The 17788-nt window shown below is 48.4% G+C and carries 10 protein-coding genes, 9 tRNA genes and 3 rRNA genes; all 22 read right to left on the reverse strand.

Annotated features, from left to right (window positions below):
* Positions 1-2: 2 nt before the first annotated feature.
* On the reverse strand, positions 3-2090 hold the full coding sequence (locus tag MKY95_RS26345) for a SpoIID/LytB domain-containing protein (RefSeq protein WP_143781167.1): 2088 nt from the start codon (positions 2088-2090) through the stop codon (positions 3-5).
* A 105-nt stretch (positions 2091-2195) separates the two neighbouring features.
* Positions 2196-3206 carry a Holliday junction branch migration DNA helicase RuvB gene (gene ruvB, locus MKY95_RS26350; protein ID WP_036616868.1) on the reverse strand — a complete coding sequence of 337 codons (1011 nt, stop codon included), beginning with the start codon at positions 3204-3206 and terminating at the stop codon, positions 2196-2198.
* Between the two features lie 55 nt (positions 3207-3261).
* Positions 3262-3876: a Holliday junction branch migration protein RuvA gene (ruvA, locus tag MKY95_RS26355; RefSeq protein ID WP_036616866.1), complete on the reverse strand. Its 615-nt coding sequence runs from the start codon at positions 3874-3876 to the stop codon at positions 3262-3264.
* Positions 3873-4376: a crossover junction endodeoxyribonuclease RuvC gene (gene ruvC, locus MKY95_RS26360; protein WP_017686765.1), complete on the reverse strand. Its 504-nt coding sequence runs from the start codon at positions 4374-4376 to the stop codon at positions 3873-3875. Before ruvC ends, ruvA begins: the two co-directional genes overlap by 4 nt.
* Before the next feature lie 308 nt (positions 4377-4684).
* Positions 4685-5377 (reverse strand): BofC C-terminal domain-containing protein, encoded by a 693-nt coding sequence (locus tag MKY95_RS26365; protein ID WP_076320342.1) that lies wholly within the window; start codon positions 5375-5377, stop codon positions 4685-4687.
* A 202-nt stretch (positions 5378-5579) separates the two neighbouring features.
* Positions 5580-5653 (reverse strand) — tRNA-Pro (locus MKY95_RS26370).
* 7 nt (positions 5654-5660) lie between these two features.
* A tRNA-Leu gene (locus MKY95_RS26375) sits at positions 5661-5739 on the reverse strand.
* 16 nt (positions 5740-5755) lie between these two features.
* A tRNA-Arg gene (locus MKY95_RS26380) sits at positions 5756-5832 on the reverse strand.
* A 6-nt stretch (positions 5833-5838) separates the two neighbouring features.
* Positions 5839-5913: transfer RNA gene (locus MKY95_RS26385), tRNA-Gly, on the reverse strand.
* Between the two features lie 23 nt (positions 5914-5936).
* Positions 5937-6014: transfer RNA gene (locus MKY95_RS26390), tRNA-Asp, on the reverse strand.
* Positions 6015-6041: 27 nt separating this feature from the next.
* Positions 6042-6115: transfer RNA gene (locus MKY95_RS26395), tRNA-Met, on the reverse strand.
* Between the two features lie 17 nt (positions 6116-6132).
* Positions 6133-6208: transfer RNA gene (locus MKY95_RS26400), tRNA-Val, on the reverse strand.
* A 6-nt stretch (positions 6209-6214) separates the two neighbouring features.
* Positions 6215-6286 (reverse strand) — tRNA-Glu (locus MKY95_RS26405).
* A 4-nt stretch (positions 6287-6290) separates the two neighbouring features.
* Positions 6291-6366 (reverse strand) — tRNA-Asn (locus tag MKY95_RS26410).
* Positions 6367-6449: 83 nt separating this feature from the next.
* Positions 6450-6566: ribosomal RNA gene (rrf, locus tag MKY95_RS26415) — 5S ribosomal RNA — on the reverse strand.
* Between the two features lie 76 nt (positions 6567-6642).
* Positions 6643-9568: ribosomal RNA gene (locus tag MKY95_RS26420) — 23S ribosomal RNA — on the reverse strand.
* A 309-nt stretch (positions 9569-9877) separates the two neighbouring features.
* A 16S ribosomal RNA gene (locus MKY95_RS26425) occupies positions 9878-11430 on the reverse strand.
* Together the 16S, 23S and 5S rRNA genes with 9 tRNA genes alongside form the textbook arrangement of a ribosomal RNA operon.
* Before the next feature lie 546 nt (positions 11431-11976).
* Complete coding sequence (locus tag MKY95_RS26430; RefSeq protein WP_339195175.1) at positions 11977-13599, reverse strand: LysM peptidoglycan-binding domain-containing protein; 1623 nt, start codon at positions 13597-13599, stop codon at positions 11977-11979.
* 195 nt (positions 13600-13794) lie between these two features.
* Positions 13795-14679 (reverse strand): branched-chain-amino-acid transaminase, encoded by an 885-nt coding sequence (gene ilvE / locus MKY95_RS26435; protein ID WP_017692630.1) that lies wholly within the window; start codon positions 14677-14679, stop codon positions 13795-13797.
* Between the two features lie 148 nt (positions 14680-14827).
* Positions 14828-15700, reverse strand: coding sequence for a prephenate dehydratase (gene pheA / locus MKY95_RS26440; protein WP_076320299.1), 873 nt, complete (start codon positions 15698-15700; stop codon positions 14828-14830).
* Positions 15697-16665 (reverse strand): homoserine kinase, encoded by a 969-nt coding sequence (gene thrB, locus MKY95_RS26445; protein WP_076320300.1) that lies wholly within the window; start codon positions 16663-16665, stop codon positions 15697-15699. The genes pheA and thrB overlap by 4 nt, the downstream gene beginning before the upstream one ends.
* A complete protein-coding gene (gene thrC, locus MKY95_RS26450) occupies positions 16662-17732 on the reverse strand; it encodes a threonine synthase (RefSeq protein ID WP_036673546.1) in 1071 nt (356 codons plus the stop codon). The genes thrB and thrC overlap by 4 nt, the downstream gene beginning before the upstream one ends.
* Positions 17733-17788 lie beyond the last annotated feature (56 nt).

Raw genomic sequence — 17788 nt, forward strand, 5'->3', positions numbered from 1 at the left:
TTTCATTCCTTAACAATAGTCGCATTTTGATAATAGTGTTTCAATATTGCCTGGTAATCATACCCTTCATCTGCCATGCCTTTGGCTCCCCATTGGGACAAGCCCAATCCGTGGCCATTGCCCTGACCGATGAACATGAAGGTCTGACCCTGCGTTACCGCTCTCGCTTGACCATCACCACTCATAACCACAAGTGCATTACCGGATGATGTTCCTGCGCCAGAAGAAGACAATACAGAGGCACCATTTGAGCCGGTTTTACTGGCTGTTTTGCCGTCAGCGCCTAATACAGTATAACTTCCGGTCCCTGCAATATCAAATAGAGTGCTCGGTAATCCACCGAGTGCAGAGCGGTATGTATCGGCATATTTCACCGTCATAGCGTGTCCGTTGGCAGTGACTTCAAGTGCTCTTCCGGAAGGTCCACGCTTGGTCACTTCCAAGGTTGAGATTGAAGCAGGAACAGACGCTGTTGTTTTACCCTGAAGGGATTTAACCAACTGGGCAGACGTGAAAGGTCCTCTCACCCAAGCATAATCGTTGGATTGAGCTACTTTTGCCAGTACAACAGCTTCGTTGCCTGGATTCATTTTGGCTACAGGTTCAACGGTGGATTGAATTAACGGAACGGCACGCACATTGGTGTTCTGAGCCGTTACCGTTACTTTTGCCAGTCCCGCATTGGTCTTGGTCGTTAATTCTTTGATGTTATCCTCACGAATGTACCCACTAACACCTGAACTCAGCAGCACATGGTACCACGTATGTAATCCTGCCTGGGCTGATGTATCTCCTGAACTAACCACATTGGTGAACACACCTGCTCCGCCGTTCCATACCTCAGAAGGATGAGCCGTCTGGCCGCCAGCATTAGAGGAGAATACAGCTTCGATGATTTTCCCACCGCTCTTGACCACTTCTCCAGCAGTTGCATCCACTGCACTGGTTACTTTATCGTTCTCCGAACCAATCCCGTTGTAGGCTTGGCTGAGCGTTGTATCCACGACATTCGCAATTTTGAAACGTTCACCCTGTTGAAGCGCGTAGGATCGAGCAGCTACGGCTTGAACTTTCAGAGCTTCAGCAGGCCAGGAGGAATACACCTCTGCCCCTACGACAGAGTACAGGTATTGCTCCAGTGGAACGACGTTGACCAACGCCAGATCACCACTTACGATACTGATTTCCATATCTCCACGATATGTTCGCTGAGAACGTTCCACTACCTTGATACCATTGCCATTCCCTTGTACCAATGCTTTGGATTCAGTACCTGCAATGGTGTAATGCGGAGCTGTTTTGAGTGCATCCGTACTTAATCCTGCGTCCTGGCGGATGATGAGTCCTGCACTATTGTTGACAGGTGAAAGGCTTACCCCCAGAGCTTTGGTTTCCACACTGTTCTTCAATGCGGTTAATTCCGCATCCGTTGAAGCTTCACCCACCCATACCGCGTATGCTTGGCTTCCCCCGCTCAGTTGAAGGACTGGATAGACACTACTAACTCCTGCTGATAAAAGATTGGCTTGTGCTGCCTCTGCTTCCTGAATCGAACCATAGGTTCCAGCAGACAGGCGTTTACTTCCCGTTACAGCTGGCTTTTGACCAGCCAATTGAGCTGCTGCTACCTTTTGTACCCGTGTAACAGCTTGTCCAGCAAGTGCCTCCGTTGCATAGTTGCCTGTGTAGAGCTGATAAATGGCATTTCCATTCACAGACGTTGTAAACAGCAAAGGTTTATCCGCTGTTGCTTGCAACAATTTTGCTGCTGCAGATGCTGCCTTGAAATCCGCTGTTTCCAACACTTTCACTCGGAATCCATCTGCACTGAAACGGACTTGCCCTGCCGGAAGGCTTACATTTGCGCCACTCTCCGATTGGATGCTCCATTGTCCCGTCGATTCAAGCGTAATGAGTGGTGTAGTTGATTTATACGTACTGCCCAGATTCGCAAACATGGCTACCCGGATCGTCTGTCCATCATTTCCTGCTGCATATGCAGGCACTTGCAGACAACCCACTGTCAAAAGAGCTGCCGCCAGTACCTTCAATCGACGACTCCACTTCTTCGTTCGTATTGCTTTTCCCACAATCAGACTCCTCCCCATGCATTTCTTTCACTTTATATCGGGTTAACCCGTGATTATTCCAATGTTTATGATGAATATCCAAATGAGCATGTTCAACAGGTTCGACTATTTACCGTCTCTTGGTGGAACAGGCAGACCCAAATGATGATAGGCGAGATCTGTTACGATCCTGCCCCTTGGTGTACGCTGAATCATACCAATCTGAAGCAGATACGGTTCATAAACATCCTCGATCGTCTGACTTTCTTCACCAATCGTAGCAGCAATGGTATCGAGCCCTACCGGGCCTCCCCGGAAGCTGTTGATCATCGATTTAAGCATCTTATGGTCAATGTCGTCCAAGCCACGTGGATCGATCTGGAGACGTTGCAGCGCTTCTTCCGCCAGTGTCTGCGTTATAATCCCATCACCACGTACCTGTGCAAAGTCGCGTACTCGTTTTAACAAACGGTTCGCAATCCTCGGTGTCCCACGTGAGCGCAATGCAATCTCTTGCGCAGCATCTCCCACAATCTCCACACCCAAAATTTCGGTAGAGCGTGAAACGATATAAGCCAGCTCATCAACCGTGTAGAATTCCAATCGACTGATAACACCAAATCGGTCTCGAAGTGGAGCAGACAGCAAGCCAGCACGCGTTGTAGCCCCAATCAGAGTGAATGGTGGCAGATCCAGCCGAACGGAACGTGCACTTGGACCTTTACCAATCATAATATCCAATGCCGAATCTTCCATAGCGGGGTACATGACTTCTTCAACCGTACGATGCAAACGATGAATCTCATCAATAAACAGGACATCACCTTCCTGCAGATTGGTTAACAATGCTGCAAGATCACCCGGGCGTTCAATGGCCGGGCCTGACGTAGTTCGTAAATTAACGCCCAATTCGTTGGCAATAATGTTGGCAAGTGTTGTTTTACCAAGCCCAGGTGGGCCATATAACAAAACGTGATCCAATGCCTCATTACGAAATTTGGCAGCTTCAATATATATCTTTAAATTTTCCTTCACCTGATTCTGCCCGATATACTCATTCAGATACCGGGGACGAAGACTCAACTCAACATTTTGGTCCTCCATCATCAGGTTCGCGGAAATAATCCGGTCATCCATGTTCATCCCTACCTTTTTTTGCAGGCTACAGCTATATTATAATATGCAATTTGTATTATCCCGTAAACAGCATTTGCAGCGCCTTTTTCATCAACACATCAACGGAATCTGCTGTAGTAACATCCTTTTTCAATTTGAGCCATACTTTATCAAGCTCACTGTCAGTATACCCAAGTGCCTTGAGACCTTCACGTGCCTCATCCCAGGCTGAACCACTTCCCGACTCTTCCGATGGAGGAGCGAACAACCCTGTTGCATACGCTGCCGCGCCAAAACTATCCAGCTTATCCTTGAGATCCAGAATCATGCGTTGTGCAGTCTTCTTGCCGATGCCTGGCAATTTGGTCAAGAACGTAAGATTCTCCTGATAAATCGCCGTAACCACATGTTCTGGTGTACCTCCAGCGAGTATGCCCAGAGCTACTTTTGGCCCAATACCGGATACTTCAATCAGTTTACGGAACAAACGCTGCTCATCCCGTGTAACAAATCCAAACAGCAACATCGCATCCTCACGCACATGATGGTGAGTGTACACGGTAATTTCGCCTTCTTGCTTCGCAAACGCAAATGGATTTGGACAGAATACGCGATACCCTACACCATGAACATCCAGCACAATATAATCATTCTCTACATGAATGAACTGTCCTCTTAGAAAATCAATCATTTTCGCAATACCTCATTCAACTTGGAATTTAATGTATAAGAGTGTGCGTGGCACACCGCTACAGCCAATGCATCCGCTACGTCATCCGGCTTAGGAACGACCTGAAGACGCAAGAACATTTTGACCATCTCCTGTACTTGCTTCTTCTCCGCTTTACCGTACCCCACAACAGCCTGCTTGATCTGCATTGGCGTATATTCTGCAATAGGCAAACCCTTCTGTGCCGCAGCGAGTACCATGACGCCTCTCGCCTGACTGACAGACATCGCTGTTGTAACGTTCCGATTGAAAAAAAGTTTCTCCAACGCTACTGCGTCCGGTTTGTATTTATCAATCAATTGCACCATACCTTCATATACGTGAAGCAACCGTTCCTCTTCAGGGGTATGAGCTTCCGTCTGAATACATCCATATTGTACGGGTACCACCTTACTGCCGATTTTATCCACAAAACCAAAACCAACAATCGCAATCCCCGGGTCAATTCCCAAAAAACGCAAAACCATCTCTCCCTCACAAAAGCGAACATATGTATCGTTCATTTCATTATAACAAAAGATAGACCCTGCGGCAGGAAAAACTTTGTCTAACTGATTACTCGTCTTTATTCGCGGATTTTTTACATGTTTATTCGTATTTTCATGTATTTCAGTTCAAACGACAAAAAGGACATCTCTTCGATGTCCTTCACCACATTCCACGTATTTTAGATTCAATCGCTTGGTTACGTAAACCACCAATGTTATTGCTATTGCCAGCATCGTTTCAGTACTTCACAATTTTAATACCGTAGGTGAAGACGTTTGGATTACCCGCCATTACGGATTAAATGATGGTCTTCATCCACGGCATAGTCACTGAACGTAGAGATTACGCTATCATATTCATCCTTGTCCTGAATCCGAATACCCTGCTGCAATTGCTCGAGCACCCCTTCAGGCAAAGAACTTTCCAACGTCCCAACATCCAATTGAAAGAACGTACGAATAACCTTCTCTTCTGCAGGCTTACCCTCGTACAAATTAAGGTTCCCTACAGCATCTATGCTGATATAAGCCTGCTGTTTACAAAGCGGTGAAAGGTCATCTACACGTTGCTTCAGATGCAACTCATCTGATGTTCCAACGGTAGCATCCCATTCCGGATGTTGAGCTAGTAACATCTTCAACTGCGGTCTAGCCATCTTGCCTAACTGCTCTGTCTCCACTCCGCAGATGTACTGTGTTTCCAAAACCACACTTGTTAAATGATCCGGATCAGAATCAAGTTGCTCTACTAACGCCTGAATCTCCTGTTCAGATCTTGTTTCCTGCGTAACAGGCCCCATCACACTGGTTGCCTCACTAAAATTAGTTGTCAGCAAACGCTCTATCGCCGATGAGATAGACAACCCGCTGTAAGCCAATATCGTAACTGCAAGCAGAGCCGCCGTCATCCATACTGTTCGTTTCCACCGTCTCCAGCGTCTCTTGAATTGTTTTCTGAAGTTAAACGTGTTCACATGAACCCCTTCTATCACTTTTTAAACCTATTGTGACCTAAAGATTGAGGCTTTATGCACAATTAACTTGTTGTCTGAAGAAGGAACACGCATGTGTTAGCTTAGAGAATTTGTCATAGTTAATATCGAACCTGCATTTATAGAATCTTATATAGATAAATATAAAAAAACACTATCTAATTATAGATAGTGTTTTTAGAGATCGGGATGACACGATTTGAACATGCGACCCCCTGGTCCCAAACCAGGTGCTCTACCAAGCTGAGCTACATCCCGTTATATATACCGGCGAGAGGACTCGAACCTCCACGGTTTCCCACTCGATTTTGAGTCGAGCGCGTCTGCCATTCCGCCACGCCGGCAAATTTGAAGTTATAATGGCGCGCCCTGAGAGATTCGAACTCCCGGCCTTTTGATTCGTAGTCAAACGCTCTATCCAGCTGAGCTAAGGGCGCAAATATTGGAGCGGAAGACGGGAATCGAACCCGCGACCCTCGCCTTGGCAAGGCGATGCTCTACCGCTGAGCCACTTCCGCACACGGTATTATTAATATAAAAATGGCGGAACCGACGGGATTCGAACCCGCGATCTCCTGCGTGACAGGCAGGCATGTTAGGCCAACTACACCACGGTTCCAGATCACTTTCTCAAAGGAAAGTATAATTGCGGGGGCAGGATTTGAACCTGCGGCCTTCGGGTTATGAGCCCGACGAGCTACCGGGCTGCTCCACCCCGCGTCGTTATAAAGTTTATATGGTGGAGGCTGAGGGGATCGAACCCCCGACCCTCTGCTTGTAAGGCAGATGCTCTCCCAGCTGAGCTAAGCCTCCATAATATGACCCGTAGGGGATTCGAACCCCTGTTACCTCCGTGAAAGGGAGGTGTCTTAACCCCTTGACCAACGGGCCCTAATGGCTCCCCGAACAGGGCTCGAACCTGTGACAACTCGATTAACAGTCGAGTGCTCTACCAACTGAGCTATCAGGGAATATATGCATTTGCAGTGCAAATGCAATTCATCGTACAACATCAACATGCAGAGCCTGTTTTCTATGTATGATGAAAGAGTTCGCTTGGCGGCGTCCTACTCTCCCAGGACCCTGCGGTCCAAGTACCATCGGCGCTAGAGGGCTTAACGGTCGTGTTCGGGATGGGTACGTGTGGAACCCCTCCGCCATCGCCACCAAACGCGTAGCTTACATTTCAGAGTTGTTGTTCTCTGAAAACTAGATTCGAAACGAAACATGCGAATTACAACTTGCTATTGGATAAGCCCTCGACCGATTAGTACTGGTCAGCTCCATGCATTGCTGCACTTCCACCCCCAGCCTATCTACCTCGTCGTCTTCAAGGGGTCTTACATACTGGGAAATCTCATCTTGAGGGGGGCTTCACGCTTAGATGCTTTCAGCGTTTATCCCGTCCGTACATAGCTACCCAGCGGTGCTCCTGGCGGAACAACTGGTACACCAGCGGTACGTCCATCCCGGTCCTCTCGTACTAAGGACAGCTCCTCTCAAATTTCCTACGCCCACGACAGATAGGGACCGAACTGTCTCACGACGTTCTGAACCCAGCTCGCGTACCGCTTTAATGGGCGAACAGCCCAACCCTTGGGACCTACTTCAGCCCCAGGATGCGATGAGCCGACATCGAGGTGCCAAACCTCCCCGTCGATGTGGACTCTTGGGGGAGATAAGCCTGTTATCCCCAGGGTAGCTTTTATCCGTTGAGCGATGGCCCTTCCATGCGGTACCACCGGATCACTAAGCCCGACTTTCGTCCCTGCTCGACTTGTAGGTCTCGCAGTCAAGCTCCCTTATGCCTTTGCACTCTTCGAATGATTTCCAACCATTCTGAGGGAACCTTTGGGCGCCTCCGTTACTCTTTAGGAGGCGACCGCCCCAGTCAAACTGCCCACCTGACACTGTCCCCGCACCGGATTACGGTACCAGGTTAGAACCTAGATACGATCAGGGTGGTATCCCAACGTTGCCTCCACGCAAGCTGGCGCTCACGTTTCAAAGGCTCCCACCTATCCTGTACAGATCGTACCCAAATTCAATATCAAGCTGCAGTAAAGCTCCATGGGGTCTTTCCGTCTTGTCGCGGGTAACCTGCATCTTCACAGGTATTAAAATTTCACCGGATCTCTCGTTGAGACAGCGCCCAAGTCGTTACGCCATTCGTGCGGGTCAGAATTTACCTGACAAGGAATTTCGCTACCTTAGGACCGTTATAGTTACGGCCGCCGTTTACTGGGGCTTCGGTTCACAGCTTCGGATTGCTCCTAACCACTCCCCTTAACCTTCCAGCACCGGGCAGGCGTCAGCCCGTATACTTCGCCTTACGGCTTCGCACAGACCTGTGTTTTTGCTAAACAGTCGCTTGGGCCTTTTCACTGCGGCCCCCTCGTGCTATTCACACTACCGGGGCACCCCTTCTCCCGAAGTTACGGGGTCATTTTGCCGAGTTCCTTAACGAGAGTTCTTCCGCGCGCCTTAGAATACTCTTCTCGCCTACCTGTGTCGGTTTGCGGTACGGGCACCATCACCTGGCTAGAGGCTTTTCTTGGCAGTGTGAGATCATGACCTTCGCTACTATAATTTTCGCTCCCCATCACAGCTCAGCCTTACAATGTGCGGATTTGCCTACACATCAGCCTTACTGCTTAGACGGACATCCATCAGTCCGCGTCACTACCCTACTGCGTCCCCCCATTGCTCATAACGGCTTACGGTGGTACAGGAATTTCGACCTGTTGTCCTTCGACTACGCCTTTCGGCCTCGCCTTAGGTCCCGACTTACCCTGAGCGGACGAGCCTTCCTCAGGAACCCTTAGGCTTTCGGCGGATCAGATTCTCACTGATCTTTTCGTTACTCATACCGGCATTCTCACTTGTATAATGTCCAGCGCTCCTTACGGTACACCTTCAACCCTTATACAACGCTCCCCTACCCCTGATGCAAAGCATCAAGCCATAGCTTCGGTGGTGTGTTTAGCCCCGTTACATTTTCGGCGCAGAGTCACTCGACCAGTGAGCTATTACGCACTCTTTCAATGGTGGCTGCTTCTAAGCCAACATCCTGGTTGTCTGTGCAACTCCACATCCTTTCCCACTTAACACACACTTGGGGACCTTAGCTGATGGTCTGGGCTGTTTCCCTTTTGACAATGGATCTTAGCACTCACTGTCTGACTCCCGGAAGTAAGTCTATGGCATTCGGAGTTTGACTGAGCTTGGTAACCCTTGCGGGCCCCGCACCCAATCAGTGCTCTACCTCCACGACTCTGTTTTCCGAGGCTAGCCCTAAAGCTATTTCGGGGAGAACCAGCTATCTCCGAGTTCGATTGGAATTTCTCCGCTACCCCCACCTCATCCCCGCATTTTTCAACATGCGTGGGTTCGGGCCTCCAGTGCGTGTTACCGCACCTTCACCCTGGACAGGGGTAGATCACCCGGTTTCGGGTCTACGTCCACGTACTCAGTCGCCCTATTCAGACTCGCTTTCGCTGCGGCTCCGGCTCTTCACCTTAACCTTGCACGGGAACGTAACTCGCCGGTTCATTCTACAAAAGGCACGCCATCACCCCTAAAACGGGCTCTGACTTTTTGTAAGCACACGGTTTCAGGTTCTATTTCACTCCCCTTCCGGGGTGCTTTTCACCTTTCCCTCACGGTACTGCTTCACTATCGGTCGCTAGGAAGTATTTAGCCTTGGCAGATGGTCCTGCCGGATTCATACGGGGTTTCACGTGCCCCGCACTACTCGGGATCCGTCTCGGAGGGAACCAACTTTCAACTACAGGGCTTTTACCTTCTTTGGCGGGCCTTTCCAGACCTCTTCGCTTAACCGGTTCCTTTGTAACTCCATGTGAGACGTCCCACAACCCCAAAGAGCAAGCTCTCTGGTTTGGGCTTCTCCGCGTTCGCTCGCCGCTACTGACGGAATCACTATTGTTTTCTCTTCCTCAGGGTACTTAGATGTTTCAGTTCCCCTGGTATGCCTCTACACAACCTATGTATTCAGTTATGAGTAACTGGAAATTACCCCAGCTGGGTTTCCCCATTCGGACACCCCCGGATCAAAGCTTGCTTACAGCTCCCCGAGGCAGTTTCGTTGTTCGCCACGTCCTTCATCGGCTCCTAGCGCCTAGGCATCCTCCGTGTGCTCTTAGTAGCTTAACCATTTTGTTCCGGTTTCGGTCGCTCGCTTCCCTTGTTTTGCTTGCGCAAAGCCAAAAGTCGCTCTCACCCGATACCCTCACAAAAGCAATTTAACTACCTTTATACACTTGACTTGTTTGCACAAGTTCAGCTTAAAGGAATGTTCTAATTCGCGTTTGTTTCGTTTCGATATCTAGTTTTCAAAGAACAAGCTCCATGCAAAAGCAAGCTGTTTGAGAGTTTGAGCTCTCAAAACCGAACAACGAGTGAGTGTTTTGCAGCTAAGCTGCGTATTTGAATGTTTCCGTTGCAGGAAACGATTCTCCATAGAAAGGAGGTGATCCAGCCGCACCTTCCGATACGGCTACCTTGTTACGACTTCACCCCAATCATCTATCCCACCTTCGGCGGCTGGCTCCTTGCGGTTACCCCACCGACTTCGGGTGTTATAAACTCTCGTGGTGTGACGGGCGGTGTGTACAAGACCCGGGAACGTATTCACCGCGGCATGCTGATCCGCGATTACTAGCAATTCCGACTTCATGCAGGCGAGTTGCAGCCTGCAATCCGAACTGAGACCGGCTTTGTTGGGATTGGCTCCATCTCGCGATTTCGCAGCCCGTTGTACCGGCCATTGTAGTACGTGTGTAGCCCAGGTCATAAGGGGCATGATGATTTGACGTCATCCCCACCTTCCTCCGGTTTGTCACCGGCAGTCTATCTAGAGTGCCCATCCGAAATGCTGGCAACTAAATATAAGGGTTGCGCTCGTTGCGGGACTTAACCCAACATCTCACGACACGAGCTGACGACAACCATGCACCACCTGTCTTGAATGTTCCGAAGAAAAGGTACATCTCTGCACCGGTCATTCAGATGTCAAGACCTGGTAAGGTTCTTCGCGTTGCTTCGAATTAAACCACATACTCCACTGCTTGTGCGGGTCCCCGTCAATTCCTTTGAGTTTCAGTCTTGCGACCGTACTCCCCAGGCGGAGTGCTTAATGTGTTAACTTCGGCACCAAGGGTATCGAAACCCCTAACACCTAGCACTCATCGTTTACGGCGTGGACTACCAGGGTATCTAATCCTGTTTGCTCCCCACGCTTTCGCGCCTCAGCGTCAGTTACAGCCCAGAGAGTCGCCTTCGCCACTGGTGTTCCTCCACATATCTACGCATTTCACCGCTACACGTGGAATTCCACTCTCCTCTTCTGCACTCAAGTCACCCAGTTTCCAGTGCGATCCGGGGTTGAGCCCCGGGATTAAACACCAGACTTAAATGACCGCCTGCGCGCGCTTTACGCCCAATAATTCCGGACAACGCTTGCCCCCTACGTATTACCGCGGCTGCTGGCACGTAGTTAGCCGGGGCTTTCTTCTCAGGTACCGTCACCTTGAGAGCAGTTACTCTCCCAAGCGTTCTTCCCTGGCAACAGAGCTTTACGATCCGAAAACCTTCATCACTCACGCGGCATTGCTCCGTCAGGCTTTCGCCCATTGCGGAAGATTCCCTACTGCTGCCTCCCGTAGGAGTCTGGGCCGTGTCTCAGTCCCAGTGTGGCCGATCACCCTCTCAGGTCGGCTACGCATCGTCGCCTTGGTGAGCCGTTACCTCACCAACTAGCTAATGCGCCGCAGGCCCATCCCCAAGTGACAGATTGCTCCGTCTTTCCAGTTTCCTTCAGGCGAAGAAAACAATTATTCGGTATTAGCTACCGTTTCCGGTAGTTGTCCCAAACTTGAGGGCAGGTTGCCTACGTGTTACTCACCCGTCCGCCGCTAACCATCAGAGAAGCAAGCTTCTCTTCAAGTCCGCTCGACTTGCATGTATTAGGCATGCCGCCAGCGTTCGTCCTGAGCCAGGATCAAACTCTCCAATAAAGTATTGAAAAGAGCGATAAGCTCATTTTGAATCTGACGAGATTAAAAATCTCATTTGTGCTCCAGTCGATCCAAGCCAAGGCTTGTCTCCAACTTTCGCGTTCATTCTGCAAGCAGAATGTTTACTCACTCGTTGTTCAGTTTTCAAAGATCAAACTTGTTTCATCATCTCTTGTGTTTCCCGTGTCAGCACTGTGTTTCAGCGGCGACTTAAATAATATATCATACGGCTGAATGTAATGCAACAGTTTTTTCATTTCTTTTCTTTAGTAGTTTTACAACAGCTAAAGCTATCAATATCCGTACCCTATCTTGTCCTATCATATTAGGTCATGCTCATAGGGTACAAATATTTTAACATATTCATGAAAGGGTTTACAATAACTTCTTAATAAAATACTTTCTATTATTTCCTGAGCAACTATATCTCCGTTATGCGCAACTCAATGTTCACTCAGGTAAGCGGGAAGCCAGCTCTCTATTACAGAGCTGGCTTCCCGCTTATATAACAGGTACCTCACTTATTCATCAATCGCAATCCCCAGGTTAGTTTTGTATCCATGGATTACGACGCTTTTTATCGGATTTCCGTTGGTTGGAAGTAGCTGCACCCTCTCTGGATGTTTTCCCGGACACGGATACCTTGGATTTATTCTTCAGAGGAGCCTTGCTTGTTCTGCGTTTTGCAGCGGCCGGCTTATTCCCTGCTTGCTTAGACTTCCCTTCCGAATCTGATCCAACCTCTTCAATTGCTACCTGACTTAAGTTAGCGTCTTCACGCCCCCCTTTTTTGCCACCCTTCCCTTGCCCCTGAGGAGGATACATTTCACCAAATGCTCCAAGCGGGGACGGGGGAACCATGTTCTGAGTAGGGTACGGATTCTGATAAGCATACTCAATAGGCTGGTTTGGCATCGTTGATGTGGACATTTCAGGCGGCATACCGTACGAAGGACCATACATATTCCATGCCGGATCCTGATAACCATGAGAAGGATAAGTATACTGAGGCATAGGTGTATGTGAGCCACATCCGCATGGAGGGTACGGAAGCATTGAGTATGGAGATATGAAAGGCGGCTGATGATTCATATGACTAGGTGCTGCATACGTTGGGAATGGACTATTCACTTCGCCAGCTGGCGCAATCGGAAATGAGTTGTTTTGCATTTCTGCGGACAGATTCGGCATAACGTTATTGTGGTTATAACCCTGCTCCGCGCCAGTCCACAGACTGTTAGGCAGATCACTGCCACCATAGGGACTAACTTCCGGAATCCCTGGAAACGACGCATTGTTACTCGCTCCTGCCGTGTACATGTCTTGCTGAGCACCATACACCTCTTGTACAGGAACCGGGATTTGAACATAAGGGTGCTCGGCTGGCGCATGATGCAACTTATTACCGCAACCACAAGGTTTTTTCGTTGCTGGTGCAACCTCAGTTGGAGACTTTGTATTAGGCATTACAGGCAAAGGCATAATTTCAGGCGATAGATTAGGCATTGTGTATTTCTTGGATTCTGCTACCGGTTTTACATAAACTTCGGGTTTAACCTCTTCTTTTTTATGCGTTTCCTTTTCGGGTTTCACTTCAGGAAGCTCCGGTAACTGCGGCAGTACCTCCAGTTCAGGCTTCACATTCGGCTTCTCCGTATTGGCTGGTGGTGGAGCAGGGACCGGAACAGGAACCTCTGCTACCGGAGCAGGGGGAGTTGGCGCTACTGGAGCCGGTGGTTCCGGTTCTTTGACTCCCGTATATTCCTTACCCTCAGGTGACAACTTTTCTTGAGCAGCAATGTTGCCGGCACCCGAATTAGATGTGCTGTTTCCTTGTGCGTGCATAGATGGAATATAAACTGTCTCCCCCACCAGCAGAGCGTTCGGATTTTTCAACTGTGGATTGGCATTGACCATATCTTTTAAAGGAACTCCCCAGGCTTGTGCCAACTTCCATAACGAATCTCCTTGCTGCACCTTGTGACTGTGGAGCACACCCTCCGGCTTCGGTGTTACTGGCTCTGCAGGGATTTTGACCTTCATGCCAATATCCAACTTGTCAGGATTTGTGATTTGCGGATTAGCCGCGATCAATTTGTCCAGCGCTACATTGTATTTTTGGGACAGCAGATATAATGTGTCGCCTTTTTTCACCATGTGTATTTTCACAGGGAACTAACCTCCTAGACGTCATACTTGGGCAGTACATTCGCCCATACCGTTACTACATCCTATGCAGAAACCGGGCTAATGACATCAACTAAACAAAAAAAATCCTCCTGTCTCTAAAATCCCCATACGCCAGGTATGCAAAATTTTATCGGACAAGGAGGATTCCTGTTCCCTATGTTATGCAATTCTAACTTAAGATTCCCACACTTTATATCCATCTTTGTCAACAATCTGACGGAATGCTTCCAGCAGTCTCAGCGTTACCGGACCTGCTACTCCCGTGCCAATTGTTCTTCCATCGACTTCATATGCAGCGATAACTTCTGCAGCTGTCCCGGTGAAAAAGACTTCGTCTGCGATATACACATCATGCAGGGTGAATGGCACTTCTTTTAATTCAAGCTCCAGTTCGCCACATAGATCGATAATCGCTTGACGTGTAATCCCTTCAAGTGCTCCGAGATAACAAGGCGGCGTGTACACTACACCATTTTTGATGATGAAGATGTTATCACTTGAACCCTCAGTAACGTAACCTTGGGAATTCAGCATAATTGCTTCACCAGCACCTGAATAGTTAGACTGGATTTTAACCAGGATGTTATTCAGATAGTTTAACGATTTAATTTTTGGATTCAATGCGTCTGGAATGTTCCGGCGTTGGGATACCGACACGGCTTTCAATCCAGTAAGATACGCTTCCTCCGGATAGATCGCTAATTGCTCCACGATGATGATTACGGATGCCTTAGGACAACGTAACGGGTCCAACCCCAGATTACCAGGGCCACGCGATACAATAAGACGAATATAACCATTACGCATATCATTGCGGCGCACCGTTTCAGCCATGACTTCCAGCATCTCATCAATGGACAGCGGAATGTTCAAACTAATGGATTTTGCCGAATCATACAAACGATCCAAGTGGGCCTTACATCTGAAAATATTTCCGTTATAGATCCGAATACCTTCGAAAATCCCGTCTCCATACAAAAATCCATGATCATATACCGAAACGGTTGCGTTCTCCTTGGTCACATACTGACCATCCAAATAGATCCATTGTTCTGCCACTGATGACTGCACCTCCATAAAATATCCATTCCCTGTACTCCGAAACGTTATTAACCCGTCCATTGTACACCAAATGACAAGCCATTACTCGCTCATTCTACCCCGACTTATGACAACCTTCTAACATTCCCAAACACCATCAGGTCAATTATCTCGAAGGATATGTATAACAAGGATAGCTACCCAGAACACGCACCTGACAATTCAACGCTTCAATCTCTGCCATGGCTGCGGTAAGCAATACCGAATCGACCGTTTCCACAACATCAATGTAAAAATAGTAACTGCCCAATCGTTTCTTCGTTGGACGAGATTCGAGACGGGTCAAGTTCAGCTTCCGCCAAGCAAAAGCTGACAGTACCTGATGCAACGCACCCGGTGCATCTTCTGGCAACGTCACCAGCAAGCTGGTTTTTACATGATCCGATTCACGTGGAATGTTCACAGGTTCATGGCCGATGAGCACAAAACGGGTGTAGTTGTTGTCATGATCTGTAACCCGTTCAGCCATAATGTCCAGACCATGCTTCTGAGCAGCAAGCTTGGTACCAATCGCTACCCAGCCCTTACCTGGATTTTTTTTCACAATTTCTACAGCCTCGGCTGTACTGTTCACACCTTCAAGATCGGCCCCGGGTGAATGCAGCCGAATAAAATTCTGACACTGCGGAATAGCCACAGGGTGAGACATGATCTTGGTAATTTTACTAAAATCATACTCGCCGCTCTCCGTCTTAAATTCCGAGCCATGTCCAATGACATTCTGGATGGATGGGTATACCCACTCCGCTTGCATCGGAATGTCCACTTCATTTACAAGCCAGTCCATATGAAGACTAACGGAACCCTCAATGGTATTTTCAATCGGAATGACGCTGTATTGTGCATTCCCGCTATCCGTTGCTCTAAACACATCCGAAATCAGCTTGGAATGAAGCAAATCTAATGGTTCCCCGTTGAAAAGGAAATCAATTGCCTCATGAGAGACTGAGCCTTCAGGTAATACTGCAATTCGTTTCATGCATTAACTTCCCCTTTGATTCTGTCCAGAAAAGGACGTTCGTCTTGATCAGGCAGCACGGTTACACCGTCCAAATCCGGATCGAGCCACAGTGCAGAAGCAGATATGCCCTCCCGCTCCATAGTGTCCAGCAAATATTGTTCCAATCCCGCTTTCCGGGTGTCATGACGATCTACCAAAGTCAATACGGTCGGGCCAGCTCCGCTCAGGGCAGCTCCCAACGCTCCATGATCAACAGCATGTTCCAATATTTCAGCCATGCCTGGCACCAATGATGCCCGATATGGTTGGTGAATTCGATCTGACATCGCCTTCTGAATCATATCCAGTCGTCCACTCGCCAAAGCGGCAACGAGCAGTGAAGATCTGCTAATGTTATGCACCACATCAGACATGCCAAATTGCTCTGGAATTACATTCCTTGCTTTTGAAGTAGACAGCTGGAATTCAGGTACAATAACCAAAGCCTGCATATCCTGGTGTGGTTCAATACGTATATGATCTACCTGTTGACCATTCCATGCAGCCGTAATAATACCGCCATACAGAGATGCTCCCACATTATCAGGATGTTTCTCGAGGGATGTGGCCATATCCAGAAGCTTGGCATCAGATAAAGGAGCACCAATTAATGCATTCGCTGCTGCCAATGCACCAACGATGGCTGATGCACTGCTCCCAAGTCCCCGCGTAAGCGGAATATCGGAATACATGGAAATCTCCAATTCAGGGATGGATACCCCAGCTTCATTGAATACCATCTGTGCAACTTCGTAAACCAAATTCGATTTATCTGTTGGCAGACCTGTCAAATGATTGCCGTGAAGATGAAATGACGTCTGCTCGGCAGGTTTCATTTCCAACCAGGCATACAAAGACAATGCCATGCCCAGGGTATCAAACCCCGGACCGAGATTGGCTGTGCTTGCAGGTATTTTTACGGTTACCTTTTCACGCAAACTCATACAGATTGCTGCTCCAGTTGTGCAATAGCTGCCATTACCGCTTCTTCCGTATCTTCAACAACAAGTGGCTCAGTCGCTACTGTTTTGATCGCAATATTAGGATCTTTCAGGCCATTACCTGTCAGTACACAAACTACAGTCTCTCCGCCTTTAAAGTACCCTTCACTCTTCAGTTTGTATACACCGGCAAGGGAAGCCGCAGAAGCAGGTTCAGCAAAAATTCCTTCCCGAGAAGCAAGTGTACGATACGCTGTCAGGATTTGTTCATCCGTTACATAATTGATCTGTCCACCAGATTCCTCAGCTGCAGCTACCGCCGTTTTCCAGCTCGCAGGATTACCGATTCGAATTGCTGTTGCTACCGTTTCAGGTTCAAGGATCGGCTCACCTTTGACAATGGCCATCGCACCTTCAGCTTCGAAACCAACCATACGTGGCAGTGTACTGGACTTTCCTGCCTCTTTATATTCTTTGAAACCTTTCCAATAAGCCGAGATATTACCCGCATTACCGACTGGAATAGCCAGAACGTCAGGCGCTTCGCCAAGTTGTTCAATCACTTCAAACGCCGCTGTCTTCTGTCCTTCAATCCGGAACGGATTCACAGAGTTTACAAGCGTGATCGGATGTTTGGCTGTGATCTCACGCACAATCTCCAGTGCACGGTCAAAGTTACCATTGATCGCAATCACTTTGGCTCCATAGATCATGGCTTGGGCTAGTTTACCCAGTGCAATGTTGTTATTCGGAATCAGTACGATACAATTGAGGCCACCACGTGCGGCGTAGGCCGCTGCTGCTGCTGACGTATTACCTGTGGATGCACACATGATCGTACGACTGCCCTCTTCCATAGCTTTGGCAACAGCCATAACCATACCGCGGTCTTTGAAAGATCCCGTAGGGTTCAAACCTTCGTATTTGAAGTAAACATTCAAACCTAGCTCCTCAGACAGATTCTCTGCATGAATCAACGGTGTATTTCCTTCCTGAAGTGTAAGCAGGGGTGTATTTTCATTAACTGGAAGGTGCTCTCTGTACGTTTGCAAAAGTCCTTGATATCTCATTGTGGGTAAACTCCTTTATGTTTTAATAATCTGAAATGATGACCTGTTGAACCGGA

Source organism: Paenibacillus sp. FSL P4-0176 (genome assembly GCF_037975265.1).
Taxonomy (GTDB): Bacteria; Bacillota; Bacilli; order Paenibacillales; family Paenibacillaceae; genus Paenibacillus; species Paenibacillus amylolyticus.

Excerpts from the sequence above, each read along its gene's own strand:
- ruvB (WP_036616868.1), bottom strand. The coding sequence starts at position 3,206 with ATGGATGACCGGATTATTTCCGCGAACCTGATGATGGAGGACCAAAAT.
- pheA (WP_076320299.1), bottom strand. The coding sequence starts at position 15,700 with ATGAAACGAATTGCAGTATTACCTGAAGGCTCAGTCTCTCATGAGGCA.
- thrC (WP_036673546.1), bottom strand. The coding sequence starts at position 17,732 with ATGAGATATCAAGGACTTTTGCAAACGTACAGAGAGCACCTTCCAGTT.
- thrB (WP_076320300.1), bottom strand. The coding sequence starts at position 16,665 with ATGAGTTTGCGTGAAAAGGTAACCGTAAAAATACCTGCAAGCACAGCC.
- ruvA (WP_036616866.1), bottom strand. The coding sequence starts at position 3,876 with ATGATTGATTTTCTAAGAGGACAGTTCATTCATGTAGAGAATGATTAT.